Source organism: Companilactobacillus sp. HBUAS59699, assembly GCF_036913575.1.
Classification (GTDB): domain Bacteria; phylum Bacillota; class Bacilli; order Lactobacillales; family Lactobacillaceae; genus Companilactobacillus.
In genome coordinates, this window is sequence record NZ_JAYKTV010000001.1 from 291492 (window position 1) to 313110 (window position 21619).

The 21619-nt window shown below is 36.7% G+C and carries 19 protein-coding genes and 1 tRNA gene; 14 read left to right on the forward strand and 6 right to left on the reverse strand.

Going from position 1 to position 21619, the window contains the following annotated elements; all coding sequences use genetic code 11:
* The first annotated feature begins 7 nt into the window (after nucleotides 1-7).
* The 3 genes from U8519_RS01545 (at nucleotide 8) to gdhA (ending at nucleotide 3035) form a co-directional block, all read left to right on the forward strand.
* Nucleotides 8-1183, forward strand: a complete 1176-nt coding sequence (locus U8519_RS01545; RefSeq protein ID WP_334328567.1) for a nitrate/nitrite transporter — start codon at nucleotides 8-10, stop codon at nucleotides 1181-1183.
* Nucleotides 1184-1201: 18 nt separating this feature from the next.
* Entirely contained in the window at nucleotides 1202-1534 is a 333-nt protein-coding gene (locus U8519_RS01550; protein ID WP_334328568.1) for a metal-sulfur cluster assembly factor, read from the forward strand.
* Nucleotides 1535-1673: 139 nt separating this feature from the next.
* Nucleotides 1674-3035 (forward strand): NADP-specific glutamate dehydrogenase, encoded by a 1362-nt coding sequence (gdhA, locus tag U8519_RS01555; RefSeq protein WP_334328569.1) that lies wholly within the window; start codon nucleotides 1674-1676, stop codon nucleotides 3033-3035.
* Nucleotides 3036-3097: 62 nt separating this feature from the next.
* On the opposite strand, the gene U8519_RS01560 is transcribed toward gdhA, so the two are convergent.
* The gene (locus U8519_RS01560) at nucleotides 3098-4660 is read right to left on the reverse strand and encodes an ABC transporter ATP-binding protein (protein WP_334328570.1); all 1563 of its coding nucleotides are present in this window, start codon (nucleotides 4658-4660) and stop codon (nucleotides 3098-3100) included.
* A gap of 349 nt (nucleotides 4661-5009) precedes the next feature.
* Here U8519_RS01560 and U8519_RS01565 point away from each other — a divergent pair, with 349 nt between their 5' ends.
* Complete coding sequence (locus tag U8519_RS01565) at nucleotides 5010-5870, forward strand: aldo/keto reductase (RefSeq protein ID WP_334328571.1); 861 nt, start codon at nucleotides 5010-5012, stop codon at nucleotides 5868-5870.
* A gap of 721 nt (nucleotides 5871-6591) precedes the next feature.
* Here the strand turns inward: U8519_RS01565 and U8519_RS01570 are convergent.
* Nucleotides 6592-7737, reverse strand: coding sequence for an AI-2E family transporter (locus U8519_RS01570; protein ID WP_334328572.1), 1146 nt, complete (start codon nucleotides 7735-7737; stop codon nucleotides 6592-6594).
* A 258-nt stretch (nucleotides 7738-7995) separates the two neighbouring features.
* On the reverse strand, nucleotides 7996-8985 hold the full coding sequence (galE, locus tag U8519_RS01575) for a UDP-glucose 4-epimerase GalE (protein WP_334328573.1): 990 nt from the start codon (nucleotides 8983-8985) through the stop codon (nucleotides 7996-7998).
* A 152-nt stretch (nucleotides 8986-9137) separates the two neighbouring features.
* Between galE and U8519_RS01580 the strand changes: the two genes are divergently transcribed.
* The 4 genes from U8519_RS01580 (at nucleotide 9138) to U8519_RS01595 (ending at nucleotide 12841) form a co-directional block, all read left to right on the forward strand.
* Complete coding sequence (locus U8519_RS01580; protein ID WP_334328574.1) at nucleotides 9138-9800, forward strand: class A sortase; 663 nt, start codon at nucleotides 9138-9140, stop codon at nucleotides 9798-9800.
* A gap of 69 nt (nucleotides 9801-9869) precedes the next feature.
* Complete coding sequence (gene recJ, locus U8519_RS01585; RefSeq protein WP_334328575.1) at nucleotides 9870-12179, forward strand: single-stranded-DNA-specific exonuclease RecJ; 2310 nt, start codon at nucleotides 9870-9872, stop codon at nucleotides 12177-12179.
* 21 nt (nucleotides 12180-12200) lie between these two features.
* Nucleotides 12201-12719: an adenine phosphoribosyltransferase gene (locus U8519_RS01590; RefSeq protein ID WP_334328576.1), complete on the forward strand. Its 519-nt coding sequence runs from the start codon at nucleotides 12201-12203 to the stop codon at nucleotides 12717-12719.
* Between the two features lie 34 nt (nucleotides 12720-12753).
* Nucleotides 12754-12841: transfer RNA gene (locus U8519_RS01595), tRNA-Ser, on the forward strand.
* 27 nt (nucleotides 12842-12868) lie between these two features.
* Here the strand turns inward: U8519_RS01595 and U8519_RS01600 are convergent.
* Nucleotides 12869-13237 (reverse strand): hypothetical protein, encoded by a 369-nt coding sequence (locus U8519_RS01600; RefSeq protein WP_334328577.1) that lies wholly within the window; start codon nucleotides 13235-13237, stop codon nucleotides 12869-12871.
* Nucleotides 13238-13453: 216 nt separating this feature from the next.
* Here U8519_RS01600 and U8519_RS01605 point away from each other — a divergent pair, with 216 nt between their 5' ends.
* Nucleotides 13454-13999 carry a GNAT family N-acetyltransferase gene (locus tag U8519_RS01605; RefSeq protein ID WP_334328578.1) on the forward strand — a complete coding sequence of 182 codons (546 nt, stop codon included), beginning with the start codon at nucleotides 13454-13456 and terminating at the stop codon, nucleotides 13997-13999.
* Between the two features lie 17 nt (nucleotides 14000-14016).
* Complete coding sequence (gene map, locus U8519_RS01610; RefSeq protein ID WP_334328579.1) at nucleotides 14017-14805, forward strand: type I methionyl aminopeptidase; 789 nt, start codon at nucleotides 14017-14019, stop codon at nucleotides 14803-14805.
* Nucleotides 14806-15146: 341 nt separating this feature from the next.
* On the opposite strand, the gene U8519_RS01615 is transcribed toward map, so the two are convergent.
* On the reverse strand, nucleotides 15147-16133 hold the full coding sequence (locus tag U8519_RS01615; protein WP_334328580.1) for an AraC family transcriptional regulator: 987 nt from the start codon (nucleotides 16131-16133) through the stop codon (nucleotides 15147-15149).
* A 300-nt stretch (nucleotides 16134-16433) separates the two neighbouring features.
* Here U8519_RS01615 and ttdA point away from each other — a divergent pair, with 300 nt between their 5' ends.
* The 4 genes from ttdA to U8519_RS01635 all read left to right on the forward strand — a co-directional run bounded on the left by ttdA (nucleotide 16434) and on the right by U8519_RS01635 (nucleotide 20604).
* On the forward strand, nucleotides 16434-17363 hold the full coding sequence (ttdA, locus tag U8519_RS01620; protein ID WP_334328581.1) for a L(+)-tartrate dehydratase subunit alpha: 930 nt from the start codon (nucleotides 16434-16436) through the stop codon (nucleotides 17361-17363).
* Entirely contained in the window at nucleotides 17360-17971 is a 612-nt protein-coding gene (ttdB, locus tag U8519_RS01625) for a L(+)-tartrate dehydratase subunit beta (RefSeq protein WP_334328582.1), read from the forward strand. Before ttdA ends, ttdB begins: the two co-directional genes overlap by 4 nt.
* 214 nt (nucleotides 17972-18185) lie before the next feature.
* Nucleotides 18186-19124, forward strand: a complete 939-nt coding sequence (locus U8519_RS01630) for an L-lactate dehydrogenase (protein ID WP_334328583.1) — start codon at nucleotides 18186-18188, stop codon at nucleotides 19122-19124.
* Nucleotides 19125-19179: 55 nt separating this feature from the next.
* Entirely contained in the window at nucleotides 19180-20604 is a 1425-nt protein-coding gene (locus tag U8519_RS01635; RefSeq protein ID WP_334328584.1) for a DASS family sodium-coupled anion symporter, read from the forward strand.
* A gap of 53 nt (nucleotides 20605-20657) precedes the next feature.
* Here the strand turns inward: U8519_RS01635 and U8519_RS01640 are convergent, their stop codons facing one another.
* Nucleotides 20658-21599, reverse strand: a complete 942-nt coding sequence (locus U8519_RS01640; RefSeq protein ID WP_334328585.1) for a sugar-binding transcriptional regulator — start codon at nucleotides 21597-21599, stop codon at nucleotides 20658-20660.
* Nucleotides 21600-21619 lie beyond the last annotated feature (20 nt).

Below are 21619 nucleotides of genomic sequence, written 5' to 3' on the forward strand. Positions count from 1 at the left end.
TTTTATAATGGAAAGTAAATCAAAATCAATAATTGCTTTGACCATGGGTACTTTATCCATGATGGTTTGTTTTATGGTTTGGTTGAGTTTATCTCCATTGATCGGAGTAATCTTAACTCACGATGGAATTCAATTGAGTGAGTTCCAACGGACATTCTTACTTGCAACACCAATTCTTTTAGGTTCGATCATGCGTGTGCCGATGGGAATTTTGAGTGACAAATATGGTGGCAAAAAAATCTATATTATTTTAATGCTATTTTTGATCATTCCAGTATTAATGATTCCTAGAGTTGGTTCATTTGGAACCATGATGCTTGCGGCTTTGTTACTTGGTATGAGTGGTACATCATTCGCAATCGGTATTTCTTATGTTACAGGATTCTTCCCACCAGAGAAGCAAGGACTAGTTCTTGGTATTGCTGGTGTAGGTAATATCGGTACTGCTTTTTCATCATTCTTCTTCCCAAGAATTGAAAAAGCTACAGGACTGGATAGCGTATTCTATCTATTGATCATCTTGCTTGTTATTTTCGTATTATTGATGATCTTCATTGCACCGGAGTCAAAGAAAAACGAAAATGCAAGTATGGGTAAGTCTTTAGCAGTTGCTAAGGAAAAAGATACTTGGTATCTAGCACTGTTTTATTTCCTAACTTTCGGTTTGTTCATGGCCATGACTAACTTGCTTTCGACGTTCATGGTAAATCTGTTCAATAGTAATCTAGTTGATGCTGGATTATGGGCAGCCATTTTCGCTGTGTTAGGTACATTGACACGTCCTATCGGAGGATATTTATCAGATAAGATTCGTCCAATGACACTTTTGAAGTATGATTTTATTGCAATTACACTCGTTGCGATTATTTTAGGGATTTTCCTACATACAAAAGGAATATTTTTGACTATTATGGTATTGATAGGTATTTTAGTTGGATTAGGTAACGGAATTATCTTCAAAATGGTTCCCTTCGTTTCTGACAGTAATACCGGAGCCGTCACAGGCTTTGTTGGTGCCATGGGTGGTCTAGGTGGTTATTTCCCACCAATTATCCTAGGTGTGATCAAACAAGCTACTGGCGGTTATCAATTGGGAATATACTTGATTGCAGTATTTGCTATAATATGTTTAGTACTACTACAAAAAGTTTATATTTCTGGAAGTCACAAAATCGTTAAGTAATTGAATTGAGGTGCACCTATGAGTGAAGAAAAGGCAACAACTAAGCAAGATAAACAACGTGAAGCTATTATGGAAGCTTTGGAAGACGTTATTGATCCTGAATTAGGTATTGATATTGTTAATCTTGGATTGATCTATGGTATAGATATCGATGGTACTGCATGTACAGTTACAATGACTTTGACAACTATGGGATGTCCATTGAGTGATATGATTTCAAACGATATTCATAATGCTGCTGAGTCAGTTGATGGGATCGATTCTTGCGATATTAATTTGGTCTGGTATCCTATTTGGGATATGAGTAAGATGAGTCGTTTTGCTCAAATTGCGCTTGGTATTAATGGTTAATGAAGAGAGCGTGTCAAAACACGGTTAATTTCTGAGTATAACCGAAAAAGATTTGGTATTTACGTAGTAAATGCTAAATCTTTTTTTTCGTGCAATTTCGTTATAAAACAATTAAACTATTATTAGAAATAATTTAATAATGGAGGATGACATTTTGACCAAAGCAACTGATTATTTGCAACAAGTTTATGAGGTTATCGAGCAAAGAGATCCAAATCAAACCGAGTTTTTGGAAGCTGTTCATGACTTCTTTCAAACTATGACACCGGTGTTTGAGAAACACCCAGAGTATATCGATGCTAATATTTTGGAACGTCTAACTGAACCAGAACGGGTGATTCAATTCCGTGTTCCTTGGTTAGATGATGAAGGACATGCTCGTGTCAATCGTGGCTTTAGAGTTCAATTTAATTCAGCAATCGGACCTTACAAGGGTGGTTTGAGATTACATCCATCTGTTAATTTGAGTATTATCAAGTTCTTGGGATTTGAACAGATCTTTAAGAATGCCTTGACTGGACTACCGATCGGTGGTGGTAAAGGTGGTTCAGACTTTGATCCCAAGGGAAAATCTGATCATGAAATCATGCGTTTTTGTCAAAGTTTCATGACTGAACTAAGTAAGTACATTGGTTTGGACGTGGATGTTCCAGCTGGTGATATCGGTGTTGGCGGACGTGAGATCGGGTATCTGTATGGACAGTACAAGCGTCTTCGTGGTGCTGACAGAGGAGTTCTGACTGGTAAAGGTTTAGGATATGGCGGTTCTCTTGGAAGAACCGAAGCTACTGGTTATGGTCTGGCATATTATACTGAAGAAATGTTAAAGGCTAATAACGACAGTCTTAAGGGCAAACGAGTAGCCATTTCTGGAGCAGGTAATGTAGCTATTTATGCAATTCAAAAAGTTACCGAATTAGGTGGTAAGGTCATTACTTGTTCAGATTCTAATGGTTATATCGTTGATGAACGTGGTATTGATGTTGACACTGTTAAGCGGATCAAAGAAGTAGAACGTAATCGTATCAAGGAATATACTGAAAAAGTTGCTGGTTCAGAATATCATCAAGGTTCAGTTTGGGATGCGAAGATTGCTTATGATATTGCTTTGCCATGTGCAACTCAAGATGAGATCAATGGTAAGCAAGCTGAAAACTTGATCAGTAATGGTGCTAAGGCTGTTGCCGAAGGTGCTAATATGCCAAGTAGTCCAGAAGCCATTGCGATTTATCAAAAGTCAGATGTATTGTATGGACCAGCCAAAGCTGCTAATGCCGGTGGTGTGGCCGTGTCCGCACTTGAAATGAGTCAAAATAGTATGCGTTTAAGCTGGACGTTTGAAGAAGTAGATAACAGGTTGAAACAGATCATGAAAGCTATCTTTGCTAATTCAGTTGCGGCTGCTGACGAATACGGTGTTAGTGGTGATTACTTGAGTGGTGCTAATATTGCGGGCTTTACCAAAGTCGCCGATGCAATGATGGCTCAAGGATTAGTTTAAAGGACAGTTGAAAATAAGGACTAAGCAAAAATAAAGTGCTCCATAGCTGTTAGATTTCTCGTCTAACAATTATGAAGCACTTTAACTTTGTCAAAGTATTTTAATTCGTTTTTTTTATGGACTATTCCAATTATTGTTGATTTAGGAAGGTATTTCAATATCATTGAATAAAAAATTTTAACGGATTTCTCATCTAAATTACTTGTTATTTCATCAAATAGAATGATATCAGGTTTTTGAATAATAGTTCTTAAAATCAACAGTTTTTGTTGTTCCCCTCCTGAAAGACTGGATTTAAAATCACCATTTGTTTCATTTGAGGCGTGCTTTGGATTCTTAAGTCCTATTTCGACTTTTAAATGGTCAATATATTCATTAGATACATCAACGTTAGGATACGTTAAATTATCGTACATAGATCTATCAAACAATGGACTCTCTTGTCCAAGATATACTATATTAGCTTTGTTATTCTCAGGAATTATGATATTTCCACTTTGAGGATTTAGAAGTCCGGCGATTATTTTTAACAAAGTACTCTTACCAGAGCCATTCGTTCCAATCAAAGCAGTACTCTTACCTTTTTCAAAGTTAAACTTGCTATCCTTAAATATGAAGTTTTCATCATCGTTATATTTAAATCTTAAGTTAGATATTTTGATAGCATTTTCTTCTGGATTGTAAACTAAATGATTCTTAAATTCTTTATCTATTGGATTGTAATCTAATTTTTTTAGACCATTTAGTATTCGGTCAATCAATTCAAATATTTCTAGATACTGACTGCCAAAAGTTGTTAGATTCATTATGGAATATATAAGAATAAGTAAGGTGGCTAAACTGACAAAGTGAGTGGCTCTGTTAAAAGTAACTAGTATTATAGTAACTGATGAAAGGGTAAGAAACGCTTGTTGAATTAAAGCAAATAAGTTTATCCTTCTTTGCAGTCTAGTGTAGACCGCCTTTTCATTATCCAATTTATTATCAAAAATTGAGTGTTCATGTATTAAACTACCATACGAAAAGATAGTATCTCTGTTATTATAGAAGTCTAAAAAATAAGCATTAACATCGGCAGTTTTCCTTAAGGATATTTTGATATTAGTTTTATTATCTGTAGACAGTTTTATAGATAAGGTTAAGTATCCAACAATAATAAGTATGTAACAAATTCCTAGAACGACATTAGCTTTTACCAAAATTATAGAATAGAGAGTGATCATAACTAGAGATTTTATTATGGATTGTAAGCTTTCCTGTACAAACTTTCGGCATGCGAATGAAACTTCATTTATATAACTTTGGATTGATCCAATTTTTTTATTAGATAAATAAGTATATCCACCAGTCTCAATTCTATTCCACAGTTCCAACTTAGAATATTTTCTCACGCCTTGTATAAAGTAATTACTAATGTAATTGATTATTGGGGGGATAGTCATTGTCAGTAATAACAAAATTCCTAAGTTAGTAATGGACTGGCTTTTAGACATTTTACTTATTAATTTAGTCAATATATATGGTTGCATATAATAAATAAGATATAAAATTATTAAAATAAGAAAATATATGAAGATTTTTAAAATACCAATTCTTTTCAAAAGATTAGTTAAAAAACATTTCATAGAAAGTACCTCTCAAAAACCCATCAATCATCGTGATTGATGGGTTTTATTTAAATATTATTTCCTGTATTGTTTCTCTATCATTTGAGACAAAGCTGCACCAAAACATATCTTGATACTAACTATATGAATCTAATAAATTATTTAGTCGATTGTATAGTGTTGGGTGGATGATATCAAACAATACACTATTTTTTGTACTATTTGTATATGTAGTATGTATAATAAATATATTTGATAATAGACGACGAAAAATTTTGTACTTTAAAATTGCCGAGTCCTTATTTTTTAATCATTGATGATGTTTTGTTATGATATTAATATAAATTTATTTTTGAGGGAGTAACTAATGGCAGATTTAAATAGTTTGGAAGATACATATACACTTAGTAATGGTGTTGAAATTCCTATCGTAGGATTTGGTACATGGCAAACACCAGATGGTGAAGTTGCTAAGCAAAGCGTTAAAGCGGCAATTGATGCAGGTTATCGCCATATTGATACTGCAGCAGCATATGGCAATGAGGATAGCGTCGGTGAAGGAATCAAGGCCTCAGGTATCAAGCGTGATGACTTGTTCTTGACTACTAAGTTATGGAATGATGATCATGGATATGATTCAACTATCAAGGCAATGGATCATTCATTGCAAGAATTAGACGTTGATTACGTTGACTTGTACTTGATCCACTGGCCTAATCCAGTTAAGTTCCGTGATCACTGGCAAGAAGTTAACGCTGAAACATGGCGTGCAATGGAAGACTTATTGGAGAGTGGTAAGACACGTGCAATCGGTGTTTCTAACTTCCGTGGCGAACACTTGAATGAATTGATGCAGACGGCTAATGTCACACCAATGGTTAACCAAATTTTCCTTAACCCAAGTGATTTACAACCAGATGTTGTTGATTACAATAATGAATACAATATTTTAAGTGAAGCTTACAGTCCACTGGGTACTGGTAAGATTTTCCAAGTACCAGAATTACAAGAAATGGCAAAACGTTATAACAAGTCAGTTGCTCAACTAGTATTGCGTTGGTCACTGCAATTAGGCTTCTTGCCACTTCCTAAGTCAGTTCACGCTGATAGAATTAAGGAAAATGCCCAATTATTTGATTTTGAAATTTCTGACGAAGATATGAAGACAATCAATGGCTTGCATGGTGTTGCTGGCCTGGCAACAGATCCTGATACAGCTAATTTCTAAGTAGGGGTTGGTGTATTCGTTCCGATTCCGGACAGCAGTAATTCCATCTGTGGCGGGACCGGTATGAGTCACAAAGCGGTTTCATGCCTCGCTTGCCTGCTTTGCACAAATCGCAAATCAGTCAAGACGTCCGTGCTGTAAATGTGGGAAAACCACCCGCATTAACACCACTTTCGCCACGGATTCCATTACTGTTGACCTCCAGCTAAATATATCAATAATGTAAAAATAGAAGTGTCACGGTAAAATTACTGTGATGCTTCTATTTTCATTTTTGTGATAAATAAACCACAAGTTTTACTTGTGGGGGTTAGTGAGTGCTTTAGCTAAAAAAACATCCTTTCGGTATACTGTTTATCGGCTACCAACCAAATAAACAGAGCGAGAGGATGTTTTTAATGTCTAAACAAAGTAAATACGATATTTACTTGTAATGGTATTAAGACTTATAGGATAAATTGTTGCAAAATGGCTACTAAGTTTAGAAATTATACAAACTTAGCTGATGGTGGATAACAATGTAATCCGCCGTAAAAGTGTTCTTAGCGATTTATCGCTTAGAACACTGGACGACTTTGAAGACAACAGGCTTCAAAGCGAGGTTGAAAACGAAGTTTGAAACCGGTCCACGGCAGATGGAATTGTTGTTCACCATCAGCGGCATAGCAACATCTATTAAATTCACTTTAAACAAAATTCTTAATTGAATCGAGGCTGTTTGTCACTTGATATCTTCAGAAGGTATTGATGGTTCTTCATTTTTCTCTCTGTTCAAAGTAGCATTTTTGATTAATTGATAGATTGTGGCAGCAATCGGAACGCTTAGTAACATTCCGATAATACCAGCAACTCCACCACCAATCGTAATTGCCGCAAGGACTAGTATGCCGGGAAGTCCAATTGAACCACCGACTACTCGAGGATAGATCAGATTGCTTTCGATTTGTTGCAAAATAATGATGTAAACAACGAACAATACGCCTTGAAGAGGGGACGTTACGGCAATCAGTACGAACCCAACTCCTCCACCGATCCAAGCACCGATCATTGGCACTAAAGCAGTGATACCGACCAAAGCTCCGACTGGCAAAGCACTAGGGAACTTAAAAATCCACATTCCTAAAGCACACAATGTTCCAAGGATAAATGCTTCGATAGTTTGACCACTAATAAAACTAGAAAAGGCGTTGTCTGTAATTCTCAAAACGTAACGAGCTTTTGTCATGACTTTATGAGGTACAAAGGCATCTAAAACACGATTTAAGCGATCAGCGATTCTTTCTTTGCCACTTACTAAATAGATCGCAAAAGTGAAGGCTAAGATGAAGTTAAAGAGTCCCTTGGATAGACTTCCAAAGATCGAGATAGATGATGAGAAGACTCCTGACAATCCTGATGAAACGAATTTCATTAGTTTTGATTGAATCGATGTCCAATCAAACTTGGTTGTTTCTAATTGTGAGGCTATGGCACTAGCTTGATTAGAATTGTTTAGCCATTTATTGATGTCGTCGATAACATTAGGCAGGCTGACGAAAAAACTGCTTATTGCTGAAATAAACTGTGGAAGTACTAGTCTTAATACCCAAGCAATAACGGCAACAATAATTATGATAGCTAGCAATAGAGCGATTGGACGTCGTAATCTAATAGCCCATTTCTTATTAGACTTGGGCCAAAACCACCGTTCCATGGCACTACTGAGAATATTAATACAGTAAGCTAAGGCAGCACCAATAATCAGTGGTAATGAAACAGAATATAACATTTTGAATAAATTAACTATTTGTCCTGGATATACGAGCAAAATTAGAAAAATTGCTACAAAAACACTGTAACGAATTATTTCATTCTTGGTTAGTTTCATTATTTCCCCCTCAATGATGATTAATAATCGTAATATTATTTTACCATTTACGAATCTATACAACCATACACTGTGATTTTTGGGTAAAAAAGAGGTTGTGATATAATTCGGTGGATGTATTAATTTACAGCGTAAACGCGTGTCAAAACACAATTTCTTCCGTTTAATAAAAAAAGATCTGGCATTTACTACGTAAATGTCAAATCTTTTTCGGTTATACTCAGAAATTAAACGTGTTTTGTCACGCTCTCAATATTCTTAGTCTTCATAACCATTCATATGTTTGATCTTAAAGTTCCAAGCATCTTTGATGACCTTGTGTACGTCGTCATATTGAGGCTTCCAATTCAATACTTGGCGTGCCTTAGTTGAGTCAGCAATCAGTGTACTTGGATCACCAGGACGACGTGGACCCATTTCAGCAGGTATTTCCTTGCCAGTAACTTCACGGGCGGCTTCAAGAATTTCTTTGTTTGAGAATCCATTCGATGAACCTAAATTAAAGATATTGCTATCATTACCAGCACGAAGATATTCCATAGCTAGGCGATGTGCTTCGGCGAGATCTTCAACGTGAACATAGTCACGAACGTTAGTACCATCTTTAGTATCGTAGTCGTCACCGAAGATAGTTAATTTGTCGCGTTGACCAGCGGCAGTTTGAAGAACAACTGGAATCAAGTGAGTTTCAGGATTGTGGTCTTCACCGATAGTACCATCGGCTTTAGCACCAGCAACGTTGAAGTAACGTAAGGCGATAAATTTGATACCGTAAGCGACATCTGACCAATGCATGATCTTTTCCATGGCTAGTTTACTTTCACCATATGGGTTAGTAGGTACGGTTGGATCCGTTTCTTTGATTGGAATTTGTTTTGGCTCGCCATATGTTGCGGCAGTAGATGAGAAGACGATGTGCTTAACATTGAAGTTATTCATTACTTCTAGTAAGGAGATCATCCCATAAGTGTTGTTGTCAAAATATTTCAGAGGGTCTTTCATAGACTCAGGAACAACGGAGAAGGCAGCGAAGTGAATTACGTCAGTGATGTCTTCAGCTTGGAATAATTTGATCAAAAATTCTTTATCACGAACATCACCTTGATAAAACTTAGCTTTGTCGTTAACGGCTGCTCGATGACCAGTTTCCAAATTGTCAGCTACGACAACGTCATAGCCCATGTTGCATAAATGATCTACAGTGTGTGAGCCAACATAGCCCGCACCACCTAATACAAGGATACTCATAAAATTACCTCCGATATTGAATTAATTCTATTATAACGTATTATCGCAGTTTATAGTTCTCAGCTTAACTCCGGCTTAAAAATTTAACTTTTTTTGTGTTATGCTTTAATATATTGATATAAAAATAAAATTATCTGAACGGATGAAGAGCCATGAAGAAATTTTTTACTATTATAGGTACGGTCATTCTTTTACTAGTTGCACTAGTATTGATATTCAATGAACCGATCAAAGAGTATGCGGTCAGTCGTATTTCAGACCAACATCTTAATTCTTTGACAGTCTCGAAGGTCAAAAAGAATGAAAATAAAAAGGGTGAGTTTGATTTTAAAAAAGTCAAACCGCTGACAGCTTCACAAGTTGCTAAGGCTTCTGTCAATAACGACTCAGCTGTGATCGGTAAAATGGCTGTTCCTTCGGTCAAGTTGTATTTACCTATTGTTAAGGGATTAAGTGATAGTTCCTTATCCACTGGTGGTGGTACGATGAAGGAACATGAGAAGATGGGTCAGAACAATTATGCGCTAGCTGGTCACTATATGACAGCTAAGGGTGCGTTGTTCTCACCACTTGAGGATGCTCAAATTGGTGATCTTGCATATATTACTAATATGAAGCGGGTTTATACATATAAGATATTTTATAAGAAGATAGTTCCTCCAACAGCAGTTTATTTGTTAGACGATGAAAAAGGGCAAAAACTCTTAACATTAATAACTTGTGCTGACGGTGGTACTAATCGGTGGGCAATTCAAGCTTCGTTGGTAAATAGTATGCCGGCGAATAAGACAACATTAGCAGTATTTTCTAAGTAAACTTGGCAATGTCAAGTTTATTTTTTTGTTACAAAGACTGTTATAATGATTTAGTTAGTAGGTGATGTAGTGGTATTAATCAATTGGGAAAAAAGAAAAAATCCCACTAAAAAAGAAATTGCAGATTTTGCGGCTGAGAATAATGTCAGTCCTATTTTGGCTGAGCTATTGATGTCACGTGATCTGACTTCGAAAACCGAGATCGATGATTTCATTCATGCTGATGTGACAGAATTACAAGATCCCTTTGGACTTCATGATATGGATAAGGCGCTCGAAGTAATTGACGATGCGATTGAAAATGAGAGCAAAATTGCTATTTATGGTGATTACGATGCGGATGGTGTCACTAGTACTTCCATTATGAAGTTGACCTTACAAAAGTTAGGCGTGAAGCCCATATTTTATATTCCAGATCGTTTCAAAGATGGTTACGGTCCTAATTTGGATGTCTATAAATTTTTGGCTGATCAGAATATTGATTTGTTGATAACAGTTGATAATGGTGTTAGCGGTAAGGACGAAATTAAATATTTAAAGGATCGTGGTATTAAAGTCGTTGTTACAGATCACCATGACTTGCCAGCTGAATTACCAGAAGCTGACGCAATCGTGCACCCAACTATTCCAGGTGCGGAATACACTTGTCCGTACTTGTCTGGCGCTGGGGTCGCCTTTAAGATTGCTGATGCGTTACTAGGTGACGAGGCCCTGGATTTGATCGACTTGGCTGCCATTGGAACGATTGCTGATTCTGTGCCACTATTAGGTGAGAACCGTGTGATCGTGACTGAAGGCTTGAAACGAATGGCGGATAACAAGCACGTTGGATTGGGTGCATTGATCAAAAAGTGCAAGTTAAAGATCAATCAGATGACTGAAGAGGATGTTGGCTTCAAAATCGCTCCAAGGATCAATGCCTTAGGTCGCTTGACAAATGCCTCTTCAGGCGTTGAATTACTAACTACTGGTGATGTTTCCTTTGCTAAGGAGATAGTGGATGAAACTGAAGAAATCAATTCTAAGCGTCAAGAACTAGTTGCCTCGGCGTTCAATGATTCAGAGTCGCAAATTGCTGAACAAAAAGACGATGATGTTTTGATTCTAAAAAGCGATCAATGGCATCAAGGTATTTTGGGAATCGTTGCTAGCCGTGCTGTTGATCAAGAGAACAAGCCAGCGTTAGTTATGCAATATGATGAAGATTCACAGCTATATAAAGGATCTGGCCGTAGTCCAGAAGGCTTTAATTTATTTGACGCTTTGAATGCACATAATGAATTGTTTGCAAGTTTTGGTGGACACGCTCAAGCTTGTGGTTTTTCGATTTCTAAAGAAGGATTGGAGAAGTTAACACCATTGTTGTTGGAAGAACCTTCCAAACAGAACTTTAATCCCGAAGGATCAGTTACTAAGTACTTTGATTTGGAATTAGGATTGCAAGACTTGAATTTTGATTTGATCAAGGAAATCAATCAACTGGCACCATTTGGCATGGGTAATCCTAAGCCGGTTTTGAAATTGAGTAACGTGTCATTATCACAAGTCAAAGCTATCGGTAAAGATGGAACACATTTAAGAACCAATATCACGGACAAGAATCATCAGGTTGGAGCAATTGGATTCGGCATGTTCACTAAAGCCGAGAATATGAATACTGATATTTGTGATGTTTATGGTGAGCTTGGTATCAACGAATGGGCGGGTCGTAAGAACTTGCAATTGATGTTGGACGACTTCGAAGTATCGCCTGAAGGACTAAAGATAAGCCAATTACAAAATGTCTACTTTGATTATCGAAACAAACAGATCTCCGGTGCTATACTGAATAAGTTTGATGCAGTGGTCTTTTTCAATGAAACATATTACGAAGCCGCAAACCGCCAGCACCCTAATGTGAAGTTAATCATGTATAATGAATCTTGTGATGGAAAAAATATTTTGATCTATGATCGACCACACAATCTAGAATTATTCAAAGAATTTATCAAGAATAATCAAACCAGCCACGTGGCATTATATTTCCATACTGATTTAACAAATCGGTATTTGAAGCCTGATATGATAGCTATGAAGAACTTTCTGAAGTACCTTTATACACATCAGAATATCAAAGCGGATGGTATGGATTTGGTAGCAGAATATCTCGGTTACAAAAAAACTGATATAGATTTCTATTTAAAAGTGTTTTTTGAGCTAGATTTTGTTAAAATGGTAAATGGCTTTGTTGAAAAAGCTAATGCTTCACAACAACGCGAATTGATTGAATCTCCAACATATCTTAAGAGATTACAACGCAATGATGTTGAAAAAATATTAATTGAGTCTGATTTTGATGATTTGCTGTCGTGGATGAGCGACTACGATTGTCACTGTTAGATTGAATGGAGAAATTAAAAGATGGATATTGATTTTAAGAAATATGTTGCTAATGTTCCGGATTTTCCAGAACCAGGTGTACTATTTCGTGACATTTCACCATTAATGTTGGACGGCAAAGCATACGCTGCCGCAACAGATGAAATAGTTGAATATGCTAAGAGTCGTGGCGCTGAAATGATTGCTGGACCCGAAGCACGTGGATTTATCGTTGGATGTCCAGTTGCTTACAAATTGGGAGTTGGTTTTGCCCCAGCACGTAAAAAGGGTAAGTTGCCTCGTCAAACTGAATCAGTCACTTATGATTTGGAATATGGACAAAGCTCACTATACATGCAAAAAGATGCTGTCAAACCAGGACAAAAAGTCCTAGTTGTTGATGACTTAATGGCAACAGGTGGAACATTGGCCGCAACAATTGATCTAGTTGAAAAATTAGGTGGTATCGTTGTCGGAACTGCTTTCTTAATTGAGTTGACTGATTTACACGGTCGTGACAAAATTAAAGGGTACGACATGTTTACTTTGATGCAATATTAATAATATAATAGTAGAGGCGGATGCCTCTTATTATGGTGAGTTGGCAGAGTGGTAATGCACCGGACTCGAAATCCGGCGAACCGGTTAATACCGGCGCGCAGGTTCAAATCCTGTACTCACCTTCATAAATAACCGGGAAGACTGATTTTTCAATCTTCCTGGTTTTCTGTTTTTTTGACAAAAATAATATTATTACCGCTAATATAGGCAGAATAAATACCGTCTAACTCGATTTTTTCCTTCGCATGAATGTTGTATTTGCCGTCGAATGATCTAATGAAGGCAATGTCCGCAGTATAGCGGTTTGGTAATTTTGCTATGAGTGAATTGTTGATATCATGACTGTTGATTATATAAAAATATAGTTTGGATGCTACTGATTGGGCAGGTATTCTAATATGAAATTCACTGATAGTATTGTCCATTGTCAAATAAGTTGTATCGTTATTAATATATGAGATGTTTTTAAATTTTTTATCTGACCCATCCGGGTACTTTATATCAATATATTTTGTCATTTTGCTCACTTCATTTTCTACCTGAATAGTAATCTGTTTCAATCAAGTATTAGAAGAAAAGTGCTCCCAAAATGCTATAATGTCTACATTGAATGAGGATAAGAATATTTTTGGATAATTAAATTTATAAAACATACTGGGGGTAATCAAATCATAAAAATAAAGCAATTTGATAAAAATGACCTTTCCAAACTGGCTGATTATTCAGCAGTGGGGATGAACTTTGATAGGTATACTAGATCAAAATTTATAGAAAAAATGTATGCTGAATATTTAGTACGATATGAATATTCTCATGCCACGGTTACACTAGGTGCTTATGACGAAAATGATAATTTTTGTGGTGCCGTATTCGCTAAGTTCAACAACGAAGTATTAGTTGATCAGGGTATCTTCAATACTCTTTATTCTTCAGTTGCAAATTGTGTAGCAAATATCGGATTTGGTTCTGAGTCTAGTGTCTACGATCAAGTTAACTTTGAAATGTTAAGAAAATTAAGATCAGAATTTAAATTAGACGGAGAACTATGTCTCTTTGCTGTTGATCCTAATGCTGGCGGCAAGGGAATTGGCAGTAAATTACTTGCTGAATTATCTAAACAGTATGCTGGTAAGCATATTTATCTGTTTACTGACAGTAATTGTACTTATCAATTCTACGAGCATCGAGGCTTTATTCAAGGATATTCTACGAGAGCACACGAACCTAGTCAGCCTGTAAATCAAAAAATGACGTATTATATTTATCACAAAATCTTATAATTATTTGAGGAGAAAAAATGATAGCATTAAAATCAGCACGTGAGATCAAAGGGATGCAAGAAGCTGGAGACATTCTTACTGGCTTGTTTCACGAATTAGAAGGCTATGTTAAACCAGGATTATCAACTTGGGATATTGATAATTTTTCATACAAATACATTACTGAACATGGTGCCACACCTGGAGAGTTAAATTTCGAGGGATACAAGTATTCAACTTGTATCAGTGTTAATGATGTGATCTGCCACGGTTGTCCTAGTAAGGATATTATCGTGAAAGATGGTGACTTGATCAAGTTAGATACAGTTATCGATTATCATGGCTACCTAAGTGATGCTTGCCACGCATTAGTGGTCGGTGAGGCTACACCAGAAGTGAAGAAATTAATGGACGTGACTTTGAAGTCATTATATAAGGGTATAGATCAAGCAGTAGTTGGAAATAGAATTGGTGATATTGGTTTCGCGATTCAAGACTATGCAGAGAATCAACTAGGCTATGGTGTAGTTAGAGATTATATCGGTCATGGTATTGGACCTACAATGCATGAAGAACCAGATGTACCTCACTATGGTAAGCCAGGTCACGGAACACGTTTAAAAGCTGGGATGACCATTACTATTGAACCAATGATCAATGTCGGTAGTTATGAATGTAGCGAACCAGACGAAAACGATGGCTGGACTATTAGAACCGTTGACGGCAGTTTAAGTTGTCAATATGAACATACAATTGTCATTACAGATGATGGCCCTAAGATTTTGACATCGTTTGATCATGAGAGAGATTCTAAATATTTGCTTTAATTTCTCTCTGTATAAAACTAAATTACGCAAAAAGACAGGTAAAATTTTTGATTTTACCTGTCTTTTTTGTTTTTAAATCGTTAAATTGAGATTTCGGACGGAGGGATACTGTGTTCAAAATTTTGGAATCCAACCACATATTTGTAATTAACCATTTTGTTGATTGAAACAACGCATGAAATTTTCTTGCTAGGTCCATTCTTGGTAATAACTACAGGGTAGATTACTGTCAAATTGAAACTCCTCGCTTATTCATTTTTTATTATTTCAATGTTACATGGTTATTTTAACTTAGTTTTATTGAGAATTGGAATATAAAGGCTTGGATCTTTTTGTTCAATCTAATGATGTTCAACAACCTTCTGTAAATCACTCATCAATGAGGAATATCTCTCTTGATATTCACGGAATTCGCAAGTACGACAGGGACTTGAATTGGTCTCTAACTTCAAATGCTCCTTGATAAGTTTTTCGGTCAATTTTTTGTTATCATCACTCAAAGCTCGCTTAAATTGATGATCGTTTTGTACCAAGTTAGGCGTCAACTGTTGTCGATAAGCAGAAGGTGTCATGCCGAAGTGTTTTTTGAAACTTTGATTGAATACTTTTAAATCATGGAAGCCAACTTGAAAGGCAATCGATGAGATATTGTCAGTACTTCTAGTCAGTTCTCTAATAGCTTGTTGTAGTCGACAACGCATTACGTATTCTGAATATGTGATACCTAGTTGTGATTTTAATAGTTTTGATAGATAAGTAGGTGAGTAATTGACTTGATCGGCAAGTTTTGAAAGTGAAATATCTTCACTGGAGTGCTGTTCCAAGTATTCAGTTAATTTGGATATAGCTTTTTGATGGCGAGGTGTAGCAATTGTATTTTCACTAGAATCAGTAGGAATATAAAATTGTGACAAGTTATTAAGCAAGTCAAAATAAGCTGAAGTTTTAGTCAGCTGACTTTTGGCATACGTCAAGTTGGCGAGGGCAGAGCGGATAGGCTCGTACAAGTGATTTACGTGCTCGTCGACGGAATTAAGCACAAATTTTCCGATTGTATCTTCCATGCCATTTTCTATGAATGCTTCTGGAGGGATGTGTAGACGCAGCATGACACTATTTGCTTCTTCAGCAAAAGTAGCGTGTCCACGGTTGGAATTTATTACTAGTAGATCGTTTGGCTGTAGACTAATAAATTCACCATCGACGTTGGCTTCGACTTTTCCAGTCAATAACCAAAGGAGTTCAATGTCTGAGTGCCAGTTATAGTGGTAACTTCCCACCTCATAAATTAATTCATCGTAATTGACGGTTGCTTGATAAGATGTCATCTTAATCCCTTCCTTTATAAGACTAGTTTAGACATATTCAAAATTTCTCGCAATTATATTTGGGGATCAAATGACAAAAAAGACCTAGGGGTGTTTTTTGTCAAGAATACTATAGTGCCATGTTGTAAACGGTAATTTAATTGATAAAATACTAGGCTTTAATTATCCAAAAAATCAATAATACTGACAAAAATTACCCAGGTTTGTTCGCCAATTATCAGATGTAATTGAATGACTAATGGATAGTTTATGTTTCCAATGCCTTGTATTCTATAGTCAGAAATTAAGGGAGGTAGTCAAATGCCAGCAGTTACTTATGAATACGAAGCAAAAACGTTGTCTCCTCAGGCAACTAAGTTACGTGATATGATCGTCAGTTATATGAAAATCGTTAGTCGTCGTTTGCCAGATGACGTCAACGCTAAGTTAAAGGAATTATCTAAGATCGAAGTTGATCCTTTACAGCAATTGGTTTATGCAACTATGAAAGAGAACCAAATGCTTGCTGAAAAATTAAAGAGACCTAGTTGTCAAGATACTGGTGTCGTACAATTCTTCGTTAAAGTAGGAAGTAATTTCCCATTATTAGGTGAATTAAAAGATATTTTGACTGATGCTGTGGTTGAGGTTACTAAGGAAGCTCCATTGCGTCACAATGCAGTTCAAACTTTTGATGAATTCAATACAGGTTTGAACATTGGTAAAGGTGTTCCTAATATCATTACTGAAATAGACGGTAACAGCGACAAGCTTGATATGTATGTATATCTTGCTGGTGGTGGTTGTTCATTGCCCGGTATTGCTAAAGTTCTAATGCCCGGTGAAGGATATGAAGGTATTGTTCGTTTCGTTATGGATCAAATGACTAGTTACGGAATCAACGCCTGCCCACCATTACTAGTCGGAATTGGTGTTGCTAATTCAGTTGAGATGGCAGCAATGAATTCTAAATTGGCTTTGATGAGAAGAGTCGACAGTGTCAGCCCTAACGCTAATGCCGCTAAGATGGAACGTCTCTTTGAAGATGGTATCAACTATATTGGCTTAGGACCTCAAGGATTAGGTGGTAAGAAGTCAGTTATGGGTGTCAACATTGTCAACACAGCCCGTCACCCTTCAACCATTGGTGTTGGACTGAGTGTAGGTTGCTGGTCACATCGTCGTGGTCGTATTATCTTGGATGGCGACTTGAACTATGAATTACCATTAAACAAAGGAGTAGAGATATGAGAAAATTTCACTTAAAAACACCTATTAAAGATGAAGATATAGCAGATATTCGTATTGGTGATATCGTCTACTTGGATGGTATTATCGTAACTTGCCGTGATGTAGCACACCGTCGTGTTGTTGAAGAAAAACGTAAATTACCAGTTGATGTCAAAGGTAAGGCAATTTTACATGCTGGTCCAATCGTACGTCAAAAGGAAGATGGCAGCTATGAAATGGTTGCTGTTGGCCCAACAACAAGTAGTCGTATGGAAAAATTCGAAGAGCAATTCGTTAAAGAAACTGGCGTTAAGCTGATCGTTGGTAAAGGTGGTATGGGACCAGGTACAGAACGTGCCTGCAAGAATTACAAGGCTTTACATTTAGTATATCCAGCTGGTAATGCTGTTTATGCTGCAACAAAGGTTGAACGTATTGTCGATGCTCAATGGAAAGACTTGGGTATGCCTGAAACTCTTTGGGTAAATCAAGTTAAAGATTTCGGACCATTGATTGTTTCAATCGATACTAACGGTGATAACTTATTTGAAAAGAACAAAGTTGAATTCAACCGTCGTAAAGAGGAGAAGATCGAGGAAATCAGTAAACAAGTTAGCTTCATTAAATAGAAACCACCTGCCAAGGGTGGCTTTTCTTTTTCACAATTTATGTAAACGCTATCAAGAAAAACTTAAATATTTGTAAAAAAATAAACACAGATTTTTAAAAACTTTAAAAATATCTATATTATTTGCATTTTGTTAACAAAATCACATTAATTTATGTTATTATGTTTGTGAAAGATGATACAAGGATGTGTATTAACAGAAAGAAGGTTTCAATATGGTACGTAAAAATAAAGTTCTTTTAGTTGGAGACGGTGCTGTTGGGTCATCATTTGCTTTTTCATTATTACAAAATACTGATTTTTTAGATGAATTAGTTATTGTTGATATTAAGCAGGATAAGATTCACGGCGACGCACTTGATTTGGAAGATGTTACTTCTATGAGTTCACCAGTTAATGTTCATGCTGGTACATACGATGACGCTGCTGATGCAGACATCGCTGTTATTACTGCTGGTATTCCTCGTAAACCTGGTGAAACAAGACTTGATCTTGTCGCTAAAAACGAAAAGATCTTGAAATCGATTGTTAATCCAATAGTTGAGAGTGGATTTAATGGAATTTTTGTAGTTTCAAGTAATCCGGTTGATATTTTGACAACTTTGACACAAAAGATGTCAGGATTTCCAAGAGAAAAAGTTATTGGAACTGGTACATCACTTGATACAGCCAGACTACACGTTATTTTGGCCAAAGAGTGTAACGTTCCAGTTAATCAAGTTAATGCATATGTATTGGGAGAACATGGGGATACATCTTTCGTTAACTTCGATGAAGCATTAGTTGCTGGTAAGTCATTGAGTGAATGTGTTGATCTTACTGATGACGCTAAAGCTGAGATCGAGACTAAAGTACGTAAAAAAGGTGGCCAAATTATTGGCTTGAAGGGTGCTACTTTCTATGGAGTTGCCCGTAGCCTGTCACAAATTTGTAAAGCAATTTTAGAGAATCGTGATACCGTATTACCAGTATCTGCACCAATCGAGAACCACTATGGATTGGACGATAAATTATATATTGGTACACCTGCCGTTATTAATGGTAACGGAATAGCTGATGTTATCGAAACAGCTTTGAGTCAAGAAGAGGCTGACAAGATGCAACATTCAGCAACTAAGATGCAAGAAGTATTGGACAGTTTGACAGTTAAATAGTTTTTTATTTGATAGTTATAAAAATAGTTGAAAAAAGTTTAGTTAGTTCTTGGAGATGGAAAATATGTTAGAAAAGGTTAAATATAAGGGTTTTATTTGGCCAATAGTCATAGGATTGATTATTTGGTTCACTGCTGGTGTTAGACCAGCTGGTGTAAGTGTCGAAGCTTGGCATATGTTGGCATTATTCGTAGCTACTATTATAGGATGTATTACACAGCCACTTTCAATCGCCGGTGTTACATTGATCGGTTTCACTTTAACAGTTGGTACCGGTTTGGCAGATATGAAGACAAGTTTGTCAGCATTTAGTAATTCAGCCGCATGGTTGATCGCCATGGCATTCATGCTTTCACGTGGTGTTATTAAGACAGGCTTAGGCCGTCGTATTGCTTTGTACTTCGTTAGATTATTCGGTAAACGTACATTAGGATTGGCATATTCAATCATGGGTATCGATCTTGTTACTTCACCAGCTATTCCAAGTAACACAGCTCGTGCCGGTGGTGTTGTATATCCAATCATTGAATCACTTGCTAGAACCTTTGGTTCTAAAACAGAAGATGGTACTCAAAGAAAGATGGGTGCTTATCTAGTATTCACTGAGTTCCATGCAAACCTATTAACTAGTGCACTATTTATGACTGCTATGGCTCCTAACTTAGTTACAGCTCAATTAGCAGGTAAGTTACACGTCAACCTCACATGGATGGGTTGGTTCATTGCAGCATCAGTTCCAGTTGCAATTTGTTTGGCAGTTGTTCCCTGGATCATCTACAAGATGTACCCACCAGAAATTAAAGAAACACCAAATGCCAAAACTTGGGCAAACAAAGAATTAGCTGACATGGGTAAGATGAAATTGTCAGAAAAGATCATGGGTTCAGTATTTATCTTGACTCTAGTTCTCTGGATGCTATCAAGTATCATTGGTATGGATGCTACATTCGTTGCTTTCTTAGCAATTTCAATTTTGCTTGTTACAGGTGTTCTATCAGTTAATGATCTATTGCACGAAACAGGTGCTTGGAATGTTCTTATTTGGTTATCAGTTCTAGTATTTATGGCTGGTAAGCTTACAGAATTCGGCTTCATCAAATGGATGTCAGCAAGTATCGCTAGTGGTCTTCACGGCGTTAGTTGGGTAGTAATGTTAGCAGTATTGGCTATCGTATTGTTCTACTCACATTATCTATTCGCCAGTGCTACAGCTCACGTTTCAGCTATGTATGCTCCATTCTTAGCCGTTGCTATTTCTGCTGGTGCCCCTGCACAAATGTCAGCTATGCTATTAGCTATGATCACAGCCGTTATGGCTTCAACAACTCACTATGCTAACGGACCTGCTTCAGTTCTTGCTGGTTCAGGATACGTTAAACAAGGTGATTGGTGGAAGATGAACTTTGTACTTGGTATTTTCTACCTATTAGTAATCGGAATTATTGGACCATTGTGGATGAAAGTTATCGGTCTTTGGTAGTAATTTCATCAAAAAAGACGATATTGGAGATCATCCAATATCGTCTTTTTGCTTTAGTTAATTTCATTTTCAAGTCTCAATGCAATTGCCTCTGTCATTACCATATCGGTGAAGAAGTCTCCACGTAAAGCGCCAAGAGCGGCTTTGTATTTTGCCTTACTTTGAACGATTGCAAATCTGCGTGATACATTCAAAATGCTGCTTAGCGGAATCGATAAGGTTTTGTCATCTTCAAGATTTAGAAACTTACCATTGATATCATATGGTCTGCCATATGCCATTCCGACAATTTGGTCGAGATCTACTTTTGGAAAGATCTTAGTCTTGTTGTCATGCCAAACATCTATTGAATCGATAGAGGCAAGCGTTCCGAGTCCACAGATCAAAAGGTCAGCTTTTTCAGCAATGTCAAAGGCCCGAGAAGAAGTTGGCTCTAACATAAAACCCTTTCTAACTTCATCATTAATGATGTAAAGTGGGCCGGGCATTGTGTAATAGGGAACGTCATATTTTGAGGCGGCCTGTTGAACCATACGCATTGAGCCAGATGATGACTTGTATTTCATGTTTTCACCCATGAACTGAGTGAAGACTAAGTCGTCTTGGGAACTCTTATTGAAATGGTCTAAGACTTCATAGACTGTTTCTCCCCAGGAGAGGCCAACGACATTGCAGTTCTTAATAATTGCCTGTGTCTGAACCGCTGAAAATGACGAAATCAATTCGTCACGTTTAGTTGGATTAATTGGATCTTTGATGACGTATAAATGATTAATATTGAACTTTTTCAAGAGTTTGCGTTCCAGTTCAACATTTCTTTCGTAACCGGAATGTATATTAATGTCAACGATTCCAGTGGTTAATGCTTCGTCAAGATATTTTAGGATCAAATAACGACTGATCGAGTACTTCTTGCTGATATCATTGATCGACATCTTGCTTAAGTAGTAGTCTTGCGCCAGATTTCCTAATAAAATGTTATGTTCTGCTTTCATTAGAATCTTCCTGTTCAAGT